Genomic DNA, 23,702 nt, shown 5'->3' with positions numbered 1-23,702 from the left:
ATAGGTCTGATTAAAGGGTTACGTTGAGGGTAGCCCCGTAGAATTTGGTAGGAGGAGTTTGCAGAACCGTGTTGATGCCAATGGCGTTGCTGCCCTGGGAAGTGCCGCTGAACTCGGGGTCGGTGTAGATATTCTCCTTTGGTACCCACGTAAAGATGTTCCGGCCGAAAACATTCACGGAAGCACCTTTTACGAAGCCAATTTTCGATACCAGAGTGGTGGGAAGGGTGTAGCCCAGGGTTACTTCGCGAATCTTGAAGAATTTACCGGAGGTTACGTAGTTCTCAGCAACGCCGGTATTCCAGCTTGCGGTGTTAGCCCAGAACTCCGAGCCGCCAGGGGTCAAAGCCGACGTGTTAGGAACGTAAGTAACATTGCCCGCGGCGTCCGTCTGCGGAATAGCCGAGTTGGGGTATACAAAGTCCTTGCGGTCAAACTGGGTGCTGCGCGTGCCAATACCCGTGAAGTCGAGGTTCTCACCGATAGTGTTGTACACGACATAGCCCGTACGCATCTCAGCCTGTCCGGCCAGCGTGATGCCTTTGTAGCTGATGGTGCTGTTGAAGCCGTAGCGGTATTTAGGCTGCGTATTGCCAAAGTTCTTGGTGTCCGTGGCAATCATTGGAACGTAACGAACCAGGGAAGGGTCGTTGGGGTCGCTCACCTTGGACATTTTCACGCGGCCATCAGCAGTGCGCTGGTAGTAGGTGCCTACGAGCGATGGGAAAGCCTGGCCGGGGATAGCAAACAGGTCGGCGTTGGTGCTCTGACGGCCGCTGCCGGTCAGGTTCAACTGCGTCAGGCCGTTGGGAAGCGAAACCACTTCGTTGGCGTTGTAGTTGAAGTTGCCACCAACCGTAATCGTCAGGCCGTTATCTACACGCACAGGCGTCATGTTCAGGTCCAGTTCAACGCCGCGGTTCTGTACCTCACCGGCATTGAGCAGCACAAACTGAGCACCGGCAGCACCCGAGATGCTGGTCGTAACCGTTTGGTTGGTGCTCTTCTGTGCGTAGTACGTGGCTGCAGCCGATACGCGGCGCTTCAGGAAGCTGAGTTCGATACCGGTTTCAATGGAGCGGGTATCCTCTGGCTTGAGACCGGGCTGTACAAGGGTTCCGCCGGCAGTGAAGCCTGACTTAGAGGGGAAGGGAAAGCCGAGGCCCAAGGGGAAGGTTTGGGCAAGCGAGTACGCGCCGCCGGTGTTGAACACACCGTTGGAAGTGAAGCCACCCAAGTTTACTTGGCTAACCTTCGAGATACCACCACGAATCTTACCGTAATCCAGGAAAGAAAGGTCTTTCAAAGCCGAAACAGCGTTAGTGAATACGAACGAAGCGTCGACGGCTGGGTAGAAGAAGCTGCGGTTGCCGCGCTCCAGGATGGACACGTTATCGTAGCGGCCCGAGCCGTGCAGGTAGAAGAAGTCCTTGTAGCCCAGGGTCAGGTCGCCGTAGTAAGCGTACAGGCGGGACTGCGCGCGGGCGCTACGGCCTTCCAGGTTGCCGATGCGGTTGTTCAGGTTGAAGACGTCGCCTTCCACGGGCACCGCGAGTGCCGTAGATGCTACGTAGTTGTAGCGGCTGTCGAGTTGCTGAATGTTGTTGCCGACAATGGCCTGCACCGTGATATCACCAAAGGTTTTATCCATGCTCAGGAACGCGTCCGAGTTCAGACGGGTCAGGCTGCTGCCCAGGTCCTGTACGAAGCCGGTGTAGCTGGCAATTTGCTTGGGCGAACCCGCAGCCAGCGAGAACTTGTTCTGCGTGGTGAGGCTGGACTGAGCCGTGCTGGTAGTACCCAAACGGTAATTGAGACGCAGCCAATCGGTCAGCTTATAGCCCAAATCGATGTTGCCCTGAATCGTGTTGCGACGGTCCTTGGTGCGGTTAGCATCGATGATGAAGTAGGGGTTGAAGTAGTAAGCGTTGTAATAGCCATAGTTTGGCTCCGAGTACTTGTCGTTCTTATAATCGCTGTACTGCGTGAGAGGAGCCATCACCGTGGTATTGAAGACGTTCCAATATACCGACGTGTTCCGGTCCAGGTTCGACGTCACATCAGCAACTTGCTGCGAGTACGAGGCGTTGAAGCCAACGTTTAGGCGACCAAATTCACGCGAGGCGTTGAAACGGAAGCTATTGCGGTCGAACTGGTCTTTGGGTACGATGCCGTTGTTGTGCACGTTCTGGTAGGAAGTGAAAAACTTGGTCTTCTCATCACCGCCCGAGAAGGTAATGCCATTCTGCATCTGGTACCCGTTGTTGAAGAACTTCTTCTTCTCGTTCGGACGCGCTTCGTAGGTCAGCTTCTGCACGCTGCCATCGGCCAGGGTCTGACCAAAAGGCTGGAGCGTCCCATTGAAACGGGGACCGTACTGCTGGTTTTCGAAGCCCTGGTACTGGTAGTGGTACTCTTCGTCTACAGCCCCACTCGGGTCGAAGAAGATACCAGCCTTGGCGTTATCCGAGTTGTTGTACCAGTCGGGCGAGCCAGGGCCGAACTCATTCTGAAACTTGGGCAGAAACGAAATCGACTCGAGCTGTGAAGTGTGCGAAAACGTAACCTGGTTGTTGTTACCGCCTTTTTTGGTGGTGATAATCAATGCCCCGTTCGAAGCCTGCGAGCCATAAAGAGCGGCTGCGTTAGCACCTTTCAGGACGTCGATGGATGCTACGTCGTCGGGGTTAAGGGCACCCAATACTTCGTTGGTGGAGATAACGCCGTCGATTACAACAAGGGCTTCGTTGTTGCCCGTCAAGGAACGGCTGCCGCGCAGCGTTACGCGAGGAGTGGGGTTGACACTGCTGCTCAGGGTCTGAATTTGCAAGCCCGACACTTTACCAGCCAGGCCGTTGGCCACGTTGGTAACCCGGGCCTGCGTCAGCTCTTTGCTGTCAAGGGTAGCCGTGGCATAACCCACTTGCTGCTGCTGACGCTGGATGCCCAGAGCGCCGGTAACTACGACTTCGCCGAGTTCCTTTGCGTCGGTAGCGAGGGCCACATTGTAGGTGTTGTCAGCGCCAATGGGCTGCTCCACCGTGGTGTAGCCAATGGAGCTGAACGTAAGCGTAGTAGCCGTAGCGGGTACGCTCAGGGTAAAACTACCGTCTGCATTCGTTGATGCTCCCACCGTCGTCCCTTTTACCAGGACAGTCGCTCCGGGCAGTCCCTGGCCGGAAGCCCGGTCAGTGACTCGCCCGGAGAGCGAGCGGTTTTGAGCATAGACCTGCTGCAACAGGCCGGTCATGAGAAGCATGACCATACATAAGAGTTTTTTCATTTGAGTGGTTGGTTGGTGAGTGAAAAGGTAAAAAAACAAGGGTTAAAGGTGAGAGAAAAGGTAATTACACAGAAAATAAGCTTCCGTAATCACTACAAGCAGTTCGAGCAGGGAGTATCCCTCCCCTGCGTGCCCAGAAGGAGAATAGGAACAATTGAGTTTTTAGAGTTCGCATCCACCCGCTGAACCCAATACGCCCAAGGCAAAAGCAGCTCATGAACTTTAAAAAGGCTGTTTGCACTACAGTTCTTTGCTCGTTTCTGCTAACTGGGTGGGTGAATTAAGACCGGCTGCCCTCTTGATTTGCTATGGTAGCTGTTTTGCTGACTCTCAGTACCCGACCGCAAAAGCCCGAAGTGGAACTGACGCGGTAAAAAACACAAGAGTTACAACGCAACCAAGCATAATGCCCACTTATTCGGCTTAATTCTTTGGCAAGGTATTACAAGTTTTCGTTACCTGAAGGTTAACACCATGAAAATTTAGTGAGGCGGAGCTTAATGAGGGACAAAACCCTGGTATTAGGGCCTATATCGGTCTTGGCTGGCGCCAGTATGGAGATGCAGCCCATGGCAAAGAATGCATAAAACGGCTTCCATAAATCACAGCTATAAGGTGTCCATAGCAGCTGATAAGGAGGTAATTGGCACTTATCAATCGCACTCTCCAGAAAATATACAATATTATTTAATAAAAAAACACAATCAATAAGCTTGAAAGCCCTTAACTTTCAATAAGGGTGGTACTGCGAAAGGCACTAGCAGGAGGCAAGCGGCGTCATCCGGCAATAAAGGGTATGCTTTTATAAATAAAATTAAAACGCACCACGCCATACAACAGATTACCCAGGCCCAACCTTTGTATAGTTCAATATCATATACCACTTCATCTAGTGGCAGCAAGGAGTTGTTATACTAACTGCTTTTAATAGGTATCATACTAATCAGGTAAGCACACGGTGGAGCATACTGAAGCTTACCCAAGTAAAACCCAATGCCGGCCTACATTTTTAGGCAAAAACACTACTTTCAACCCTTGGAATCCTGCTCGTTGACATCCTCTCCCCTTTCCCTTCCCTGAATCACCCTCTTTGATAATTCAATGAAGAGACCACTACTATTCTGCCTGCTCTTACTGCTCTCTCTGACGGGGCGGAGCTGGGCCCAGAGCCGGCCGGTGTCGGGACGCGTGCTTGATAAAAGCACCAACGAGGGCCTGCCCGGCGTGAGCGTGATTGTGAAAGGCACAACCGTGGGCACAGCTACCGACACAGAGGGACGGTACGCGCTGAACGTGGCCGGTCCGGAGGCCACGCTGCAATTCAAGTACCTGGGCTACGTCACGGTTGAGCAAGCCGTGGGCAACTCCGCCACCGTGGACGTGGCCATGGCCGTGGACACCAAACAGCTGGATGAGGTGGTGGTAACGTCCCTCGGCATTCAGCGGGAGAAGCGGGCGTTGGGCTATGCGGTATCGGAAGTGAAGACCGAGCAGGTGGTGCAGCGCTCCGAGCCCGACATCCTGCGCACGCTGACGGGCAAGGTGCCGGGCGTGAACATCACGAGCTCCAGCGGGGTGCCGGGGGCGTCGTCGCGCATCACCATCCGGGGCAATACCTCGCTGCTCGGCAACAACCAGCCGCTGTTCATCGTGGATGGCGTGCCCTACGACAATTCCCAGACCGAATCCGAGAACCAGCTGGTGCGGGGCGCCGGCTACTCCAGCCGCACGGCCGACATTGACCCCAATAACATTGCGTCCATCAACGTGCTGAAGGGCGCGGCCGCGGCGGCGCTGTATGGCTCGCGGGCGGCCGGAGGCGTGATTGTCATCACCACGAAAACCGGGGGCGGGCAGCGCGGTGCCAAGGGCGTGCAGTTGGGCTACACCACGGGCTACTCCATCGAAAAAATCGCGGGCCTGCCCGACTACCAGAATACGTATGGCACCGGCGCCAACTTCGGCAGCGGCGGCAACAACTACTCCACCAACGGTTCGTGGGGCCCGGCCTTCGGCAGCGACATCGCGCCCACTACCCTCCCCCACCCCCAGGCCGGCAACGCCAACCTGGGCATTCCGCTCGATGCCACCATCCCGTACCAGGCCTACCCCAACAACGTGAAGGACTTCTTCGATACGGGCCACTTGTTCGAGAACTCAGTGTCGCTGACCGGTACCGGCGATAACGCCACGTTCTCGACCATCCTGTCGCGCGCCGACCAGGTGGGCACCATCCCGAACTCCAAGTTTATCCGCAACAACGTGAGCGCGGGCGGCTCGGGGCACTTCAACAAGTTCAGCATCAACGGCACGGTGGGCTACACCAATACCGAGCAGCAGGGCCCGCAGCTGGGGGCCAACAATGCCTTTGGCAGCGCGTCGGCGTTTGCGCGCACGCTGTTCATTCCACGCAACCTCGACCTGCAGGGCCTGCCCAACATCGACCCGGTGACGCATCAGCAGTACTTTGGCTGGCTCTCGGGCCAGGCAGACAACCCGCGCTGGAGCACCGAGAACAACGAGTACACCTCCCGGGTGGACCGCATCACGGCCAGCGCCAGCCTGAGCTACGCCTTTAAGGAATGGCTGACGTTGAGCTACACCGGCGGCATCAATACTTATACCGACAACCGCCGCACCACCGTGCGCCCCGGCTCCAACGGCTACGGCGGCGTGGGCAACGTTCTCGAAGACAACATCCAGAACACCGAGCTGGAGCAAACCGTCCTGCTCACCTTCAATAAAAACCTCACCGAAGACCTCAGCCTGCGGGCGTCGGTGGGCCAGAATATCAACCAGCGCAAGCAGGACTTCCGGGCGTATTCCGGCCGCGGCATCATCGTGTTTGGCATCGACAACATCGAAAACACCACCGACAAAAACACCAACGGCTACGACTTCTCCAAGCGCCGCCTCATGGGCGTGCTCGGCGATGTGACGGTGGGCTACAAGGACTGGGCCTTTCTCACGGCCACGGCCCGCAACGACTGGTCGTCGACGCTAAACAAGGGCGGGCAACTGGGCAACAGCGGCCGCTCGTTCTTTTACCCCAGCATCAGCGGCTCGGTGGTGGTAAACGAAGCGCTTGGGTTGGAAATCCCGTGGCTATCCTTGGCAAAGGTGCGGGCGGCCTACGCCCGGGTGGGCCGCGACGCGCCCCCGTACACCGCCGGCCCCACGCGCTTTACCATCAATCCTTCGTTTGGCAACGCCGGCCAGGGCATTGGCACCGAGTTTCCGTTTAATGGCATCACGGGCCTGGGCCTGGGCGGCGCCATTGGCAACCCGGCCCTCACCCCGGAATTCACCAACGAGCTTGAATTGGGCACCGACTTGTCCTTTTACAAGAACCGCATCACGCTGGGAGCTTCGTACTACGACCGGCGCTCGACCAACCAGATTGCGCCCGTTGATTTGCCGGTGGCCTCGGGCTTTGGCGCGCTTTTCACCAACTTCGGCGAGATTTCCAACAAAGGGTTTGAAGTGGCCTTCACCGCCATCCCCGTGCAAACCAAGGGCGTTGTGTGGAGCAGCACGTTCAATTTCACACGCAACAAAAACAAGGTCGAAAGCCTGACGGCCGGCCTGCCCCAGCTCACGTTTGGCACCGGCTTCGCGGGCGGCATTCAGGCCATTCTCAAGCCGGGCGAAGACTACGGCGTGTTCTACGGCTCGGCTGCCGCGCGCGACGAGCACGGTGACTACCTCATCAACCCGGCCACCGGGCACATGATTCAGGACCCCAACTCCAAGATTATTGGCAACCCCAACCCCCAGTTTCTAATGGGTTTCATTAACCAGTTCACCTATAAGGGAATTACGATGAACGTGCTGGTGGACTACCGCAAGGGCGGCGACCTGTACTCGACTACCCTGGCCTCGTATCTGGGCCGTGGCGTAACCAAAGACACCGAAGACCGGAACAAGCTGGTCATTATTAAAGGCGTGAAGGGCGACCCCACCACGCACCTGCCGTTGCGCAATGCCGATGGCTCCACTATTCCCAACAACACCGCCATTTCGGTCAACGACTACTACTTCAGCTCCGGCGCGGCCGGCCTGGGCGCGTTCGACGAGAAAAACGTGTACGACGCCACCACGGTACGCCTGCGCGAGGTGTCCTTGGGCTACGACCTGCCCAAGTCCTTGCTGGCGAAAACGCCCTTCGGCGTGGTGAACGTCTCGGTTTCGGGTCGCAACCTGTACTGGTACTCACCCAACATTCCGCAGCACACCCACTTCGACCCCGAAACCAACACCTTCGGGGCCAGCAACCAGCAAGGCTTCGAGTACACGAACGCGCCCAACACCCGGCGCTACGGCGTGAACCTGCGGGTGAATTTCTAATCAGCCTTCGCTTCTCCTCACCATGAAATTTCGCACTATTTCCACCGCACTGGCCCTGACTGGCCTGCTCATGGGAACCCCGGGGTGCAAAGACTTTTACGACGTCAACGTCGACCCCATTCACCCGTCGAAAGCCGAGCTGCAGCAACTCCTGCCGGTAACCCAAACGGCCACGTCCACTTACCTGGGCTTCAACATTGCGGGCCTGGGCCAGCCCACTTCCGCCCTGATGCAGCAGCTTTCCAACGGCCGCAGCATCGGCAATTTCCAGCAGACCGGCGACTCCTTCAGCGGCCCCTGGAACGGGCTGTACTCCGACATGCTGGCCAACAACGAGTTGCTCATCACGCAGGGCACCACCGAGCAGCGCTGGGGCTACGTGGGCATTGCCCAACTGCAAAAGGCCTACGTCTTCAGCCAACTGGTGGACATGTTCGGAGACGTGCCGTACTCGGAAGCGCTGAAAGGCGCGCAGAACACGTCGCCGCGCTTCGACAAAGACGCCGACATCTACAACGGCAATCCGGGCCTCGGCATCCAGGGCCTGTTTGCGCTGATAGACGAAGGCTTGGGCAACCTGGCCAAGCCGGGCGCGGGCGTCACGGGCACTGCGGACTTGATTTATGGCGGCGACCTCACCAAGTGGGCCCGCTTTGGCCGCACCCTCAAGCTGAAGCTGCTGGTGCAGATTCGCAAAACCCGTTCCGATGCCGCTTTTCAGCAGCAGGTGGCCGCCTTGCTGACCGGAACCGGCGGACTACTGGAAGCAACCGATGATTTTGAGTTCAAGTACGGTGCGTCGGAGTCGCCGGCCAACCGCAACGTTGGGTACCTGGCCGATTACGTGAACGCGGGCCGTGAAAACAACATCGGCCGCTTCCTGTACCTGCTCATGAAGTACGGCGACGGCACCAACCCCAGCCCCACTGCGGCGGTGCGGCCCATCCCCAACCCCGCGCTGGGCTACGCCGACCCCCGCGTGCCGTATTACTTCTTCAACCAGCTGGCCACCCGCATCGCTCCCGACCGCGCCACCTACGACTACCAGGACCCCAATGACGCCCGCTTTGTGACCACGCGCGCCGGCAGCACGGGCCCGGCCAACGCCAGCGCGCTGTCGTCGAGCACGCGCACGCTGCCCGGCCTCTACCCCGTGGGCGGCCGCTACGACGACGGCCGGGGCGGCAACGCCAACACCACCTTTGGCCGGGGCCTGGTAGCCCAACGCCTGCTGCCCTACTTCAGCCGCAAGTTTCTGGAAGCCGAAGCCCACCTCGTCATCCTGAACAACCGCGCTGCCGCGCGCACGGCGCTGCAAGCGGCCCTGCAGGCTTCCTTTGATAAAGTAAACGCCATTGCCCTGGCCGAAGGCACCTCGCCCAGCCCCACCACTACGTCCGGTGCCCCCTACCCCACGGCCATCCCGAGCGGCTCGCGCGCTCTGGGCCCCATTCCGGCGGCCGAAATCGCCACTTATATAAACGGAGCGCTGGCCCGCTTCGATGGTACCGCCACCGGCCCGGCCAAGACGCCGCTGCAGGTCATCATGGAAGAGAAGTACGTGGCCAGTTTCGGCATGGGCCCCGATATCTATACCGACTGGCGCCGCACGGGCTACCCCATCCTCACCGTGCCCGACAACAACAACATTGGCAGCAACGTGGGGCTGGTGGAAGACAACGACCCCATTACCACGGGCGCGGGCTTGTTTCCCCGGCGCCTGTACTACTCCCAGCAGGACATCACGGCCAATGCTAACCCCTCGGCTCCCAAGGCCCAGGTGGACCCGGCCAGCCCAACCTACCGCATTTTCTGGGACCGGTAACCGTCCAGCTCTTCCTTGTATATAGTCTCGCCTATCTATCCCATGAAAAAGCTCATCCTTGGCTTCCTGCTCGTTTCGGCGCTGGGCTCGCTCAGCTGCTGCAAGGAAAGCAGCAAGATTCCGGCTCCCGCGGTCACCAGCGTGCCGCTGATTTTCCCCAAGGTCAGCGCCGATGTGGAGAAAAGCTACTTCAACACCACCCGGGCCGCCGCCAGCATCGCCAACCTGGCCCGCCTGCCGGACCCCACGCGCCCGGTATTCGAGTTCAGCTTCGACATCCAGGACCAGCGCGACGTGAAAATCCGAGCCGTGGAGGTGTACAAGAGCTTTCAGCGCGGCATCAACATCGGGCCCCGCGTGCTGCAGGGCTCGTATAGCACGTTTCCGGCCAAGGTTTCGCTCAACAGCCAGGAAGCGCTTACGGGCCTCCAGCGCCTCTTTTTCGCTACGGGCGAGGCATTGCCCAGCCTGCGCAACCTGCTAGGCGCCACGCCCACCAGCCCCAACGAAGTGCTCACCGGGGACCTCATCGTCTTCACCTTCGAATACGTGCTCGAGGACGGTTCGCGGGTGATTCTCACGCCCCTCTCCGACGTTAAGCTGGCCGGCGGCGCTACTGCCAAGGTTATCTCCGGCACCCAGATTAACCCGCCCTATGCACTGTATGCAAAATTTACGGTGCTCTAACTGATAAACCACTTCTCGACGCTGAATCATATAAGCCAATCAACCGAGGTTTCACAACGTAATTGCCACGCCTTACTTGCAAGCAACTCATTTCCTTTAGTCTCTCTTTTTTTCTTACTCATTCATTACTCACTTCATGAAAAGAATACTACTCATGAGCATGGTGCTCATGGTCACTTTTTTCCACGGAGCCCTCGCGCAGACGCGAGCCATCTCCGGGCGGGTGACCGACCAAAAGACGGGCGAAGGGTTGCCCGGCATCACGGTGCTGGTGAAAGGCACGACCAATGGTACTTCGACGAGCCCAGACGGTGCCTTCACGCTCAACGTGCCGGAAACAGGCGGAACGTTGGTGTTCAGCTCAGTGGGCTATGTGGGCCAGGAACGCCCCATAGGCAGCGAAGCTACCTTTACCATTGTCATGGTGCCAGATGTTAAACAACTCAATGAAGTAGTGGTAACGGCCCTGGGCTTGACGGCCAACCGCGACCAATTGGGCACGGCCCAGGCCACAGTGCAGGGCACGTCGCTGGTGCGCTCGGGCGAAACGAGCGTCATCACCGGCTTGTCGGGCAAGACGCCGGGCGTGCTCATCACCCGCTCGTCGGGCGACCCTGGTGCCAGCGCCAACATCCAGATTCGCGGGGCCAGCACCATCACCGGCAACCTGCAGCCCCTAATTGTGGTGGACGGTATTCCGATTTATAACTCGTCGGTGGGCGACGACGGCATTTTGTCCAGCAACGGCGGTGCCGGTTCCAACCAAGTGAACGGCGTGGTGCAGGCCTCGCGCCTAAACGACATTAACCCCGACGACATTGCCACGATGGAAGTGCTGAAGGGGGCCGCGGCCAGCGCCGTGTGGGGCACCCGTGCCGCCAACGGCGTTATTGTGATTACGACCAAAAAAGGCGCCAGCGCCAACGGCAAGCTGAACGTCAGCTACCGCTCCTCGTACGGCGTCGACCAGATTAACCGTGTGCCCCCCCTGCAAACCAAGTTCGGCCAGGGCGGCGGCGGGTTGTACAACAACACCACATCGGCCTCGTGGGGCGACCGGATTGCCGACCGCAAGGGCGGCGCCGACACTTACATCACCGACCCGACGGCTACAGGCTACCTGGGATATGCCACCCTGCCGGACGGCACCCGCGTCTACAACATCGCCAACGGCACAGCCGCTAACCCGCACGGCGGAAAAAACAGCCAAACTACCTACGACCAGGCCCGGGCCCCGTTCACCACCGGCTACACCTGGGACAACATTGCTACCGTGAGCGGCGGCGACACGCGCAGCAACTTTTACGTGAGCCTGGGCAACACCTACCAGAAAGGCATTGCCCTTAACCACAGCGACAACGACCGCACCACGGCCCGCATCAACGTGGACCGCCAGCTGTCGGACAAATTCCGCGTGTCGGTGAATAGCTCCTACATCCGCACCCGCTCGAACCGGGCGCAGCAGGGCTCCAACGTAAGCGGCATCTACCTGGGGGGCCTGCGTACCTCACCCGACTACGACAACAGCCGCTACATTGGCGACTACACCGACCCCGCGGGCAACATCTTTCTCGACCGTCAGCTCTCGTACCGCAACAAGCTGGGCCGGGCCGTGGTGAGTGCGGCCAACCCCAACGGCATTACCAATTCCGGCTATGACAACCCGCTCTGGAACTTGGACCGGGTGCGAAACGAAAGCCGCGTCAACCGCTTTCTTGGCGCGCTGGAAATGACGTACGACGTGACGCCTTGGCTGAACATCCTGAACCGGTCCGGGGTAGACACTTATACCGACAACCGCTATGCGTACTTCCCGGTTGGGGCGGCGACCTCGTCGACCGGCAGCCTGACCGAAGAAGTCATCCAGGAAACGCAGGTCAACAACGACCTTATTGCGCGGGCGCACACCAACCTTGGCGAGAACGTGACCCTGACGGGCCTCGTGGGGTACAACCTAAATGCCCGGCGCAGCAGTCAGCTTGGTACCACGGCCACTGGCTTCATCAACCCCTTTTCGCCACCACAGCTCAACAATACCCCTTCTACCAACCGCAGCCCCTACAACGCTACCGTGGAGCAGCGCACGGCCGCCATCTATAGCCAGGTCGATTTGGGCTTGTTTAATCAGCTTTTTCTTACCGGCACGGTTCGCGGCGAGCAGGCTTCCACCTTCGGCCCCGAGGCCAAGAGCACGTTTGTGTACTCCGCCGGCTCGCTGGCTTGGCAGTTCACCAAGCTGCCCATTCTGGCCGAAAACCGGGTATTAAGCTTCGGCAAGCTCCGGGCTTCCTACGGCGTAGTGGGCGTGCAGCCCACCCCCTACCTCACGCGCACCTACTACACGCCGGCCAACGGCAGCGTGCTGGGCGAAGGCTATGGCACGACTCTGGATGCATCCAACTACGGCGGCGGCTTCGTGCGCTCCACCAGCAAGGGCAACCCCCTTATCCGGCCCGAGCGCAAAACGGAGCTTGAAGGCGGCCTGGACCTGCGCTTCCTGCAAAATCGCATCGGCCTGACCCTGACCGGCTACACCAACAAAACAGTCGACGTCATTCTACCGGTGCCTGTTGCCGCTACTACCGGCTACACCAACACCAACGCCAACGCGGCCACCATCACCAACCGGGGCCTGGAAATCAGCATGGACGGGGACGTGGTAAAAACCGATAAGTTCACCTGGAACGTGGCGCCCAACTTCTCGCTCAACCGCAACAAGGTGACCGAGCTGGCCGGCGCAACGTCCATCGGCCTGACGGGCTTCAGCGGCAGCGTCTCGTCGCGGGCCGTGAAGGACTACGCGCTGGGGGCTTTGTGGGGCAACTCTTTCGACATTAGAGACAATGGTACCTATAACACCGACGCCAACGGCTTTCCGCAGTTGGCCGACAACGGCACCGCGCGGGTGATTGGCAACCCCAACCCCCAGTGGCGCGGCGGCCTAAACAATACGTTCAGCTACCGGGGCCTTTCGCTTAACGTGCTGATTGACCACGTGCACGGCACGGATATCTGGAACGGCACCAAAGGCGCCCTGTACTTCTTCGGCACCGCTGGCGAGCTCGGCGAAGAAATCACCGTTTCGGGCGCGCAAGCCGCCAGCCTGAAGCTCTACACCGGCCAAACCCTGGCTTCGGCTTACAAGCCGAACGCGGACGGCTCCTATACCTTCCGGGGCAAAGTGCAGAATTTTGGCTCCGGCGACGTGGCCCTCGACGAGCAATGGTATCGCAACGGCTTGGGCAACGGCTTCTCCGGCGGCCCGGGCGCTCCGTTTGTCGAGCATGTGAACTACACCCGCCTGCGCGAAGTGACCCTCAACTACAGCCTCACCCAAAGCTGGCTGCGCACGGCCACCAAGCTCAGTGCCATCGACCTGGCCGTGACCGGCCGCAACCTCTACCTGTGGACCAACTACACCGGCGTAGACCCCGAAACCAACCTAACAGGCGTGAGCAATGGCCGCGGGATTGATTACTTCAACAACCCGAGCACCCGCTCCGTCATCTTCTCCATTAAGTTCACCTACTAATTTTCGGAGAACCTTAACATGAAAAATCTCAAATACTTCTTGCTGTTGGGCGCCCTGGGCCTCACCTTCGGCAGCTGCAATAAGCTTGTTAACGGCTACGATATCAACCCCAATGCCCCCCAAGACGCCCCCGCCGACCAGCAGCTGACGGCCGCCGAGCTCAGCGAAGGCTTGTTTATGAGCGGCGAAATGCCGCGCCTGACCGGCATCTGGTCCGACTATTTCACCGGCTCCGACCGGCAGTACCAGGGTTTCGAACTGTATAACATCGGGGCCGGCGACTTCAACTCGGCCTGGGCCAATGCCTACGCCACCACGCTGGCCCAGGCCCGCTTGGTGCAAAGCAAGGCGCAGGCCGTGAACAACCTCCGCTTGCTCGGCATAGGCCAGGTAGTAGAAGCCCAGATTGTGGGCAGCATCACCGACCTGTGGGGCGATGTACCCTACTCCGAAGCGCTGAAGGACGCCCCCGGCAAGTTTGACCCCCAGGCTTCGGTGTACGTCGCCGTGCAGACGCTGCTTGACCAGGCCATTACCAACCTGCCCAAAAATGGCATTTCGCCCGGCACCCGCGACGTCTTTTACCAAGGCACCGTAAGCAGCTGGGTGGCCGCGGCGCACTCGCTGAAGGCCCGCTACTACCTGCACGTAAAAAACTACGCTCAGGCCGCGGCCGAAGCCAAGCTCGGCATCGCCAGCAAAGCCGGCGACATGCTCATGCCCTATAACGCCGCCACCGCCAACGGCAAGGACGCCAACCCCTACTACGACTTCACCACGAACTCCCGCGTCGGCTACCTATCGGCCGAAGGCCCCGCCGCCAACCCGGCGCAGGGTTCTTACGCCTACCAGCTGTATACGAGCCGGGCTAATGCCAAAACCAACGAGCTAGGCCGGCGCAATTACTTCTTCATCAACACCCCGGCTTCCTCCCCCAACGGCTATGCCGTGGACCTGAACGTGGTGAACGGCGCTTTTAAGGTCAATGCCGCCGCCCCACTCGTCACCTATTTCGAGACGCAGGCCATTCTGGCTGAAGCCCTGGCCCGCACGGGCGACGCCGCGGGCGCCCTTACGGCGCTCAATACCCTGCGCGCCTACGACGCTGCTACCTACACCGCGGCCGGCACCAAGTTTACGGCCTATACCGCCACCGACTTTGAAGTGGGTGGCTTGCTCAATACCACCGCCGGCCAGACCTCGGGTCAAGCCCTCCTCAAGGAAATTCTGACCGAAAAATACTTGGGCATGGTGGGCCAGCTGGAACCCTTCAACGACCTGCGCCGCACCAACAACCTCATTGGCATCCCCAAGAAAAGCAGTGTTTCGTCCGATATCCCCCAGCGCTTGCTATACCCGCAAAGTGAAATCGATACCAACCCTAACGTGCCCAAGCCCATTCCCGGACTGTTTGTAAAAACACCCGTGAATGGCTAAATAGACAAGTAACGACCTGCTCCCATTTTAAAAGGCTGCCCTCCAGGCAGCCTTTTTTAGTTCGTAAATCTGCATTGATCCGTCCACAAACCCTGGCTCTTTTCCTATGTCTTGCTAATAAGCTGCGCTATTGAAGACGACGAGGCATTTGGCCTAAGTGCAAGCTTTCAAATGTGAGAAATTGTGTTCGTACGCTATCTACAGGCGGCTGCACGGGCTACTCCATCCTGGTGGTGCACGCCAACAACATTGGGCCGCGCGTGCTGCAGGGTTCGTACAGCACGTTCCCGGCCCGGGTTTTCCTCAACAGCCAAGAGCCGCTGAGCAGCCTGCAGCGCCTTTTCTTTGCCACCGGGGAGGTGCTGCCCAGCCTGCGCAACCTGCTAGGCGCCACGCCCACCAGCCCCAACGAGGTGCTCACCGGGGACCTCATCGTCTTCACCTTCGAATACGTGCTCGAGGACGGCTCGCGGGTGATTCTCACGCCCCTCTCCGACGTGAAGCTGGCCGGCGGCGCCACGGCCAAGGTTATCTCCGGCACCCAGATTAATCCGCCCTACGCGCTTTACGCCAAGTTCACGGTGCTGTAAGCCGCTCAGTCTAACTCAATCACCACCTAGAAAGCGCGGCCTTAGCAGTACGCGGTAGGCTGCTGGCTAAGATTATGGGAGATATTGGGGAGGCGCGCCTGCTGGCCGGTTAAGGGTTGGGCTCGCCGACAGGCAAACAGCTCAAGTTTCCGATTCCGAGCTGCTCTCTTAATTCCCTCTGCGCTTGCTACAGATTTAGCCTCAACACTAGTCCGTTTGTTCAGAATCCGGTCAAAAAACCGACTCCTTAGTAAGGTACAAAAAAGCCCCAACCGCTACGGTTGGGGCTTTTTTTCAATGGCTTACTGCATACTTCCACTACTTAATACAGCATTATTTCACCCCTGAAAAACAACAAGATATCCGCAGCCAATTAGCCTGTATCGAATAAAAAGCTCTCACTGACAGTTAATTACGCTCTTTTTGACAGAACTTAATTAAGTATATCAATTCGTTACGAAATCTGAAATTTTTATGAAGGACTGATGTTTTTTTTCCTCTGGTATGACATTCGTAGCGTATTTTTGACAATACAAAGCTTCCCAAATTCTCACTTTACCTACATTTTTTGTTCATGAAAAAAATCATACTCATGAGTCTTGTACTCATGTTTACTCTTCTGCAAGGAGCGATGGCGCAAACCCGCTCCATTTCAGGCAGGATAACCGACCAAGCAACCGGCACCGGCCTTCCTGGTGTGACCGTGCTGCTTAAGGGCACTACTAATGGCGTATCGACCAATGCTGATGGCAGCTTTAATTTGACGGTGCCTGAAACAGGCGGCACTCTAGTGTTTAGCTCCGTGGGCATGACCACCCAGGAGCGGGCCATCGGCTCCGATTCACAGTTTACCGTGTCCCTGGCCACCGACACCAAGCAGCTCACCGAAGTAGTGGTGACCGGCTACGGTGGGTCGCAGGACGTGAAGGACATCACGGGTTCAGTGACCACGGTTAAGGCTGAGAAATTTTTGAACCAGCCGGTTCAGAGTTTCGATCAGGCCCTGACGGGCCGCGCAGCCGGCGTGCAGGTTACCAACACCGGCGGTGCTCTAGGTGATGCCGTGACGGTGCGCATTCGCGGTTCAAACTCTATCAGCGGCAACTCGAACCCCCTCTATGTTATCGACGGCGTTCCAGTTAGCACCCGTGACAACGCCAACGTCTTCAACGGTGGCAACGGTACCCGCTACAACCCTCTGGCCGATATCAACCCCAATGACATTGAGTCGGTGGACGTACTTAAAGATGCCTCGGCGTCCGCAATTTATGGCTCGCGTGCAGCCAACGGCGTTATCATCATCACCACAAAGCGTGGCAAGTCTGGCCAGAACCGCATCAGCTTCAATAGTTATGTGGGCCTGAACGAGGTAACGCGCCTGCCAAAGTTGCTGAACGCAGAGGACTTTATCGCCATTCAGAACGAAAAGGCAGCCAACCGCTTCGGCGCTACTTCTCCAAATGCAATTATTGCAAAGGATGTGGACGTGAACGGTGATGGCTCTCCCGACCGCACTGACTGGCTAAAGCAAATTTACCGGAAGGGTGTTTCCCAAAACTACCAGGTTGCCCTGCAGGGCGGCAACGATAAAGCCAGCTACTATGGCTCGGGAGATTATTCCGACCAGAACGGGGTTATCAGAACCAACCGCCTGCGTCGTGGTTCGGTGCGTCTTAACCTGGACATAACGCCCAAGAAATGGCTGAAAGCCGGCCTAGGCGCCAACTATGCTCAATCGCAGAACAACGGCGTTTTGACCGATGGTTACCTAGCAGGTGCTACCATTTCGGGCTACAATGCTGCGCCTAACCTTCCGGTGTATGGTGCCGATGGCACTTACTACCTGAACGCTGCCGGTAACCTGGGCCAGGGGAACAACACCACCACCACTTCCTATATCGCCAACGCGGTAAGCCACCCTTTGGCCGTTCTTGAGTTGAACCGCAACGCCAACACCTCACGGCGTCTGCTGGCCAATGGCTACATCGAAATCCAGCCCATCACGGGCCTGCGCCTGACTTCTAAATACGGCGTTGACTACCTGGACAACTTCGAAGACCAGTACAGCGACATTCGCCTTTCCGGCCTGGGCCGCGCGTACTCGGGCCTGATTCAGGACAACCGCCTTGACCGTACCCAAACCAACTGGCAGAACTACGCCAACTATGACAAGACGTTTGCCGAGAAGCACAACGTGAGTGCTACAGTTGGTTTGGAATACCAGGAAACGCAGGAAATGCAGGTATATGCCGGTGCCCAAAACACCGCTGACCCTAAATTCAACGCCATCCTCGATGGTCTCCAGTCGGGTACCCCATTCAGCGGTGGCACCAAGTTTGGCAACGGCTTCCGCTCTGTATTCGGGCGCGTGGCCTATAACTACGGCGACCGGTACTACCTGCAGCTTTCGCAGCGCGCCGACGAAGACTCCCGCTTCGGTGCAAACAACCAACGTGGTTACTTTCCGGCGATTTCGGCTGGCTGGCGTATCAACGGCGAGAGCTTCATGGAGAACGTGAAGTTCTTGTCGAACCTCAAGCTGCGCGGTAGCTACGGTTTGGTAGGCAACTCCAACGGCATTGGTTCGTACGCCTCGCGCACTCTGGGCGGCGGCGGTCAGTACGCTGACCTGAACGGCCTGTCGATAGTTCAAATTGGTAACCCCGACCTGAAGTGGGAGACCTCGAAGAAGCTGGATGTTGGTTTGGACGCCGGTTTCTTGGGCGACCGCATCAACATGTCGTTCGACTTCTTCAATAACGACATCAGCGGCTTGCTCCTGAATGCTCCCCTGCCCTTTCAGTTGGGCGTACCCGGCGGCTCAATTTTCCGCAACGTTGGCTCGATGTACAACCGTGGCGTTGAACTCACTATCAACACCATCAATGTTCAGGCTGAAAACGGCTTCCGCTGGACTTCATCGTTCAATACGTCCATCCTGAAAAACCAGGTTACTGCCCTAAACGACCCGGCCGATATTCAGAGCGGCGTGCAGCGTGCCAGCATCGGCAGCGCCCTGGGTGTGTACAAGCTCATCCGTTGGGCTGGCGTAAACCCTGCCAACGGCAACGGCCAGTTCCTCGATAAGGATGGCAACATCAAGCAGTACAACCCGGTAACGGGCACCTACCTGACCGCCACCGGCGAGCCCACGACTCCCATCACCCAGAGTGATGCAGTTTACCTGAAGGAAACCGGCTACCCCACCTACTACGGTGGCTTTGATAACACCTTCAGCTTCAAAGGCCTCGACCTTGGCGTATTCCTGCAGTACAGCGGTGGCAACAAGATTTTCAACGCCACCCGCCAGGGCCTGCTGACCAACCTATACAACAACAACATCGAAGAAATTAAGGACCGCTGGACTACTCCTGGTCAGCAGACGGACGTTCCCCGCTTGTACCTGGCCGACAACACGGCACAGCAAAGTTCGACCCGGTGGTTGGAAGACGGCCGTTTCCTGCGCTTGCGTCAGGTTAGCCTGGGCTACAACCTGCCCAAGGGCATCAACAACGTTATCGGTGTAAGCAACCTGCGTGTCTACGCTCAGGTGCAGAATGCCTTGGTGTTTACCAAATACAAAGGCACCGACCCCGAGGTGAATTCCAACCGCAACAATACAAACGTTGGTTACGGCATCGACAACCGTTCGGTACCCCAAACCCGCAGCTACACGCTTGGTCTCAACGTTAGCTTCTAATCTTACTAGTATATGAATCTGTTTCAATCTCGCACCGTAGCTTCGATGCTTCTGTCAGCTGCACTGCTGACCGGTCTCCCTGCCTGCGAAGTTCTCAACCAGGACCCACCGGCTAACTTCACGGTTGATGATGCCTTTGCCACGGCCGACCGCATCAACAAGTCCATTCTGGGCGTGTACAACGACCTGCAAAACGCAGAGTTTCTGGGTGGCCGCGCGCTTATCTATTCCGATATCCGTAGCGGTGATACCGACGTACCCAGCTACTTTGGCAACGTGGGCCGCTTCCAAATGCTCTCTACAGACGGATTTGCCCAAACCGCTTGGCAGGGCGGCTATCGCACTATCTTCGGAGCAAACTCCTTTCTACAGAATATTGCCCTCAACAGCGGCAAGGTTTCCCCTGCTCTGGAAAAGCAATACATTGCTGAGTGCAAGTTTATCCGCGCCCTCACCATGTGGCACCTGGTGAACCTCTTTGCGCAGCCGTATAACTTCACGGCTAATGCTTCCCACCCGGGAATCGTGTTGCAGTTGACGGCGCCTGCATCGGCTGCTGATGCGTTCGATGTGAGCCAGCGTTTGCCCCGTGCCTCAGTAGGGGAAGTTTACGCCCAGATGGAGAAGGATTTGACGGAGGCAATTGCCGACCTACCGGCAGTAACACCAGCCCGCAGCATCCAAAACGTGGGCCGGGCAACCAAAGAAGCCGGCCGCGCTCTGCTAGCCCGGGTGTACCTGTATAAGGGAGATTACGTTAAGGCAGCCGATTTTGCTGGCCAGGTTATTACCGGCAACCAGTATGCGCTTAACCCCAGCCCCCGCGACGCCTTTTACACTTTCACTACTAAGGAGTCCATATTCTCGGTTGCGTTTAACTCAACCGACAACCCCAACACGAACAACGCCATTGGCCAGCACTACGGTCCTGACCGCCGGGCCGACATTACGGTAACGCCTTATGTAGCCAGCACGGGTCCGCTGTCCGCTACCGACAAGCGCCGGACCACGTTGCTCGACGTTAGGGGCGCCAACACGTTTACAGCCAAATTTTACGCTGTTGACAACTGGGTACCGGTCATTCGCTACCCTGAGATACTGCTGACCCGCGCCGAAGCGTTGGCTCAAACTAGCGCCACGCCCAGTGTCGAAGCCATTACGCTTCTGAATCAGGTGCGTACTCGCTCAACCACTGCAGTGCCCGTTACGTCCGTTGCCACCCAGGCCGGGCTGATAGATGCCATCCTCGAAGAGCGTCGCTTGGAGTTGGCATTCGAAGGCTTCCGTTTATATGATTTGCTGCGTTATAAGCGTGACATTCCCGCACACGGTACCGTGCCCCTGGTTAAGTACAATGACCCTCGCGTTATTTTCCCGATTCCGGACCGCGATGTGCAGCTGAATCCGCTCTTGAAACAGAACACCGGTTACTAAGCACTAGCAGTAGTTCAATAAAAAGCCCCGGCCAATTTGGCCGGGGCTTTTTTTATGGGCAGCGGAGGCTACAAAATGTACTGGCTCAAGTCGCGGTTCTTTACCATGTCGTTGAGCCGCTCGTCTACCAATGCGGCCGTGATGAGAATGTGCGCGTTGGCCCCAATCTTATCGGGCACGTCGTAGAGAATGTCGTTGAGCAGCCGGCTCATGACCGTGTGGAGGCGGCGGGCCCCGATGTTCTCCACTTCGGCATTGACTTCGGAGGCGATTTCGGCCACGCGCTCCAGGGCAGCATCGTCGAAAGTCAGCTCCACTTCTTCGGCTTTGAGCAGGGCCTCGTATTGCTTGGTGAGGGCATTCTTGGGGTCCTTCAGAATGCGGAAAAAGTCGTTCTTGGTCAGGCTTTGCAGCTCCACGCGGATGGGGAAGCGGCCCTGCAGCTCGGGGATGAGGTCGGAAGGCTTGCTGACGTGGAACGCGCCAGCCGCGATGAACAGGATGTGGTCGGTATTGACGATGCCGTACTTGGTGCTTACGGCCGAGCCTTCCACGATGGGCAGCAGGTCGCGCTGCACCCCCTGGCGGCTTACGTCGGGGCCGCCGCCGCTTTTGCCGCCGCTGCTGGCTACCTTGTCAATCTCATCGATGAAGATGATGCCCGCGTTCTCACACTGCCGGACGGCTTCCTCCTTCACCTCGTCCATGTCGATGAGCTTGGCGGCTTCTTCGTCGAGAAGGAGCTTGCGGGCTTCGGCTACCGTCACTTTGCGCTTGCGGGTTTTCTTGGGCAGCATGTTGCCCAGCATGTCCTGCAGGCCCGAGAGCGTGCCCTCGTCGATGCCGGGAGGTGCGCCCATGATGCCCACGCTGGGGCCGGATTGCGCTACCTGAATCTCAATCTTGCGGTCTTCCAGCTCCCCATTCTTGATTTTCTGGCGGAACCGCTCGCGGGTACGCTCGTTCAGCTCGGCATCGGACTGCGGCATGGCATCCTCCCCTCCCCCCGTGCTGGGGAAGCCTACGCTGGACCGGGCCCCGGCGGGGCGGGGCACCGCCGGAATTAGAGCATCCAGAATGAGTTCTTCCACGGCTTCGGCGGCCTGGGCCTTTACGGCTTCCTGGCGGCGGGCTTTCACGCGGTTCACACTTTGCTCGGCGAGGTCGCGCACCATGCTTTCCACGTCGCGGCCCACGTAGCCCACTTCGGTGAATTTGCTGGCTTCTACTTTCACAAACGGCGCATCGGCGAGGTGAGCCAGGCGGCGGGCAATTTCGGTCTTGCCCACGCCCGTGGCCCCAATCATCAGGATGTTGTTGGGCACAATTTCGGCCTGCATGTCGGCCGGGGCATGGAGGCGGCGCCAGCGGTTTCGCAGGGCAATGGCCACATGGCGCTTGGCATCGTGCTGGCCGATAATGTACTTGTCGAGCTCGGCCACAATCTGCGCCGGAGTTAAGAAATCTTGGTTGAGCATGGAAGGGTCAGTGGATATAAGCGGCAGATACGTCTTAGATGCCCGTCATGCAGAGCGCAGCGAAGCATCTTATCGCCGATGAAAGAATCGTGGTGGCGTGAGAAGGGGCTTCCTTCGTCAGCATGACAAATGGTTCGAGCAAGATGCTGCGCTCTGCATGACGGTCTAGGCACTCAGTTACGACGGGCTGCACAGTTGCATTAGCTGTTTGGGTTACTCCTTTTTCTTAAACAATGAATCAAGGTTGCGCGCCAGCGTGAAGTATTCGCTGGAGCCGGCGGCCTGCAGCGTGGCGTGGGTGTAGTCAAGCTGAAAGGTGCTGATTTTAAGCATAAAGCCAAAGCTGAGGCCGGCGCTGCCGCTGGTGTTATCCAGGCGCAACTCGCGGCGCTGCAAATGGTTGTAGCCCACGCGCAGGTTGAAATTCTGGCCCAGCACCAGCGTCGCGCTGGCGGTGAAATGGCGAGCCAGGTTGTCGCCGAAGCTTTTGGTGGGCTTCTTCACTACGTTGTTGGCGTCGGGTTGGCCGCGTTGGTTGGGGTCGAGGTACTGAATGTCCCACTGCTGCAGGTGGTGGGCCGTGAGCGACAGGCGCAACGGCATGTGCTCTGGCTTGATGGTGGCGCCCAGCTCCACGTCCAGCGGCAGCGGGCCACGGTCGGTGCCCGGGTAAGGCGAGAATTGGTAGCCCGCGTTCTTGGCCGCCAGGCCCACCGTGAAGTCCTGGGTGGGGTGCTTGAAGACGACCCCGGCATCGGCCACCCCGGCCAACGAGCGGCTGCCCGCGATGCTGGAAACGGCCAACTTGGTGGTAGCGCCGAAGGTGAACTTGCCCTTGGTGTAGGAGTCTGACACCCCTACCGTGTATTCGTTCACGCCAAACGTACCCAGGCTGTTGCCGGCCGCGTCGTAGCTCTCCAGCTGCCCGTAGTTAAGGTAAGTAAGACCGATGCCGAAGCGGCCCGCCTTCTGGGTATTGAACACATAAGCGGCGGTGCTTTGCTTGATGTCGGCCACGTAGGCGACATAGCTCAGGGCCAGGCGCCCGTCCATTTCCGGGTTGAGCAAGGCCGGGTTGGCAAAAAGCATGGTCGGGTCGTCGTTGCGAGCCGATACGTTGGTGCCACCCAACGCTGCTTGCTGTGCTCCCGCCGGCAAATCCAGGAAGGGAAACACGGTGCGCCCCCCAATCTGCTGCGCCCGGGCCGGTAGCAGCCCCATCACCCCCAGCAACAGGCAAAAACCAGCAGCCCCACGGGCGGAAAAGTGCTTCATTGGTCTAAGATAACAGGGAACCGGAGCCTCCGTCGGCCCCAAACGAAATCAGGAGCGGGAAGGTACCTGCGCGCTAATTTTTCAGTTGTCCGATGTGAAAAAGAACATCATGCT

The 23,702-nt window shown here is 58.2% G+C and carries 11 protein-coding genes; 8 read left to right on the top strand and 3 right to left on the bottom strand.

Annotation, left to right across the window (positions count from 1 at the left end; translation table 11 throughout):
• Nucleotides 1-10: 10 nt before the first annotated feature.
• Nucleotides 11-3,283, bottom strand: a complete 3,273-nt coding sequence (locus AUC43_RS10305) for a SusC/RagA family TonB-linked outer membrane protein (protein ID WP_071885870.1) — start codon at nucleotides 3,281-3,283, stop codon at nucleotides 11-13.
• A 1,101-nt stretch (nucleotides 3,284-4,384) separates the two neighbouring features.
• On the opposite strand from AUC43_RS10305, the gene AUC43_RS10300 reads away from it, so the two are divergent.
• The 8 genes from AUC43_RS10300 (at nucleotide 4,385) to AUC43_RS10265 (ending at nucleotide 20,835) form a co-directional block, all read left to right on the top strand.
• Nucleotides 4,385-7,630: a SusC/RagA family TonB-linked outer membrane protein gene (locus AUC43_RS10300; protein ID WP_071885869.1), complete on the top strand. Its 3,246-nt coding sequence runs from the start codon at nucleotides 4,385-4,387 to the stop codon at nucleotides 7,628-7,630.
• A gap of 22 nt (nucleotides 7,631-7,652) precedes the next feature.
• Nucleotides 7,653-9,455 (top strand): SusD/RagB family nutrient-binding outer membrane lipoprotein, encoded by a 1,803-nt coding sequence (locus AUC43_RS10295; RefSeq protein ID WP_068192749.1) that lies wholly within the window; start codon nucleotides 7,653-7,655, stop codon nucleotides 9,453-9,455.
• 42 nt (nucleotides 9,456-9,497) lie between these two features.
• Entirely contained in the window at nucleotides 9,498-10,142 is a 645-nt protein-coding gene (locus AUC43_RS10290; RefSeq protein ID WP_068192746.1) for a hypothetical protein, read from the top strand.
• 136 nt (nucleotides 10,143-10,278) lie between these two features.
• Nucleotides 10,279-13,674 carry a SusC/RagA family TonB-linked outer membrane protein gene (locus AUC43_RS10285; protein WP_071885868.1) on the top strand — a complete coding sequence of 1,132 codons (3,396 nt, stop codon included), beginning with the start codon at nucleotides 10,279-10,281 and terminating at the stop codon, nucleotides 13,672-13,674.
• A gap of 18 nt (nucleotides 13,675-13,692) precedes the next feature.
• Nucleotides 13,693-15,111 (top strand): SusD/RagB family nutrient-binding outer membrane lipoprotein, encoded by a 1,419-nt coding sequence (locus AUC43_RS10280; RefSeq protein ID WP_068192738.1) that lies wholly within the window; start codon nucleotides 13,693-13,695, stop codon nucleotides 15,109-15,111.
• A gap of 173 nt (nucleotides 15,112-15,284) precedes the next feature.
• A complete protein-coding gene (locus AUC43_RS10275) occupies nucleotides 15,285-15,701 on the top strand; it encodes a hypothetical protein (protein WP_157781030.1) in 417 nt (138 codons plus the stop codon).
• A 607-nt stretch (nucleotides 15,702-16,308) separates the two neighbouring features.
• Complete coding sequence (locus AUC43_RS10270; protein ID WP_157781029.1) at nucleotides 16,309-19,401, top strand: SusC/RagA family TonB-linked outer membrane protein; 3,093 nt, start codon at nucleotides 16,309-16,311, stop codon at nucleotides 19,399-19,401.
• Nucleotides 19,402-19,446: 45 nt separating this feature from the next.
• Nucleotides 19,447-20,835, top strand: a complete 1,389-nt coding sequence (locus AUC43_RS10265) for a RagB/SusD family nutrient uptake outer membrane protein (RefSeq protein WP_068192728.1) — start codon at nucleotides 19,447-19,449, stop codon at nucleotides 20,833-20,835.
• A gap of 68 nt (nucleotides 20,836-20,903) precedes the next feature.
• On the opposite strand, the gene hslU is transcribed toward AUC43_RS10265, so the two are convergent.
• Together hslU and porQ are read right to left on the bottom strand one after the other, a co-directional pair.
• Entirely contained in the window at nucleotides 20,904-22,313 is a 1,410-nt protein-coding gene (gene hslU, locus AUC43_RS10260; RefSeq protein WP_068192726.1) for an ATP-dependent protease ATPase subunit HslU, read from the bottom strand.
• A 213-nt stretch (nucleotides 22,314-22,526) separates the two neighbouring features.
• On the bottom strand, nucleotides 22,527-23,588 hold the full coding sequence (gene porQ, locus AUC43_RS10255; protein WP_068192724.1) for a type IX secretion system protein PorQ: 1,062 nt from the start codon (nucleotides 23,586-23,588) through the stop codon (nucleotides 22,527-22,529).
• Nucleotides 23,589-23,702 lie beyond the last annotated feature (114 nt).

This window comes from Hymenobacter sedentarius (assembly GCF_001507645.1).
In the GTDB taxonomy this organism is placed as follows: Bacteria; Bacteroidota; Bacteroidia; order Cytophagales; family Hymenobacteraceae; genus Hymenobacter; species Hymenobacter sedentarius.
Note: the sequence above shows the minus strand (reverse complement) of the source record. Positions and strands in the feature narration are given on the sequence as shown.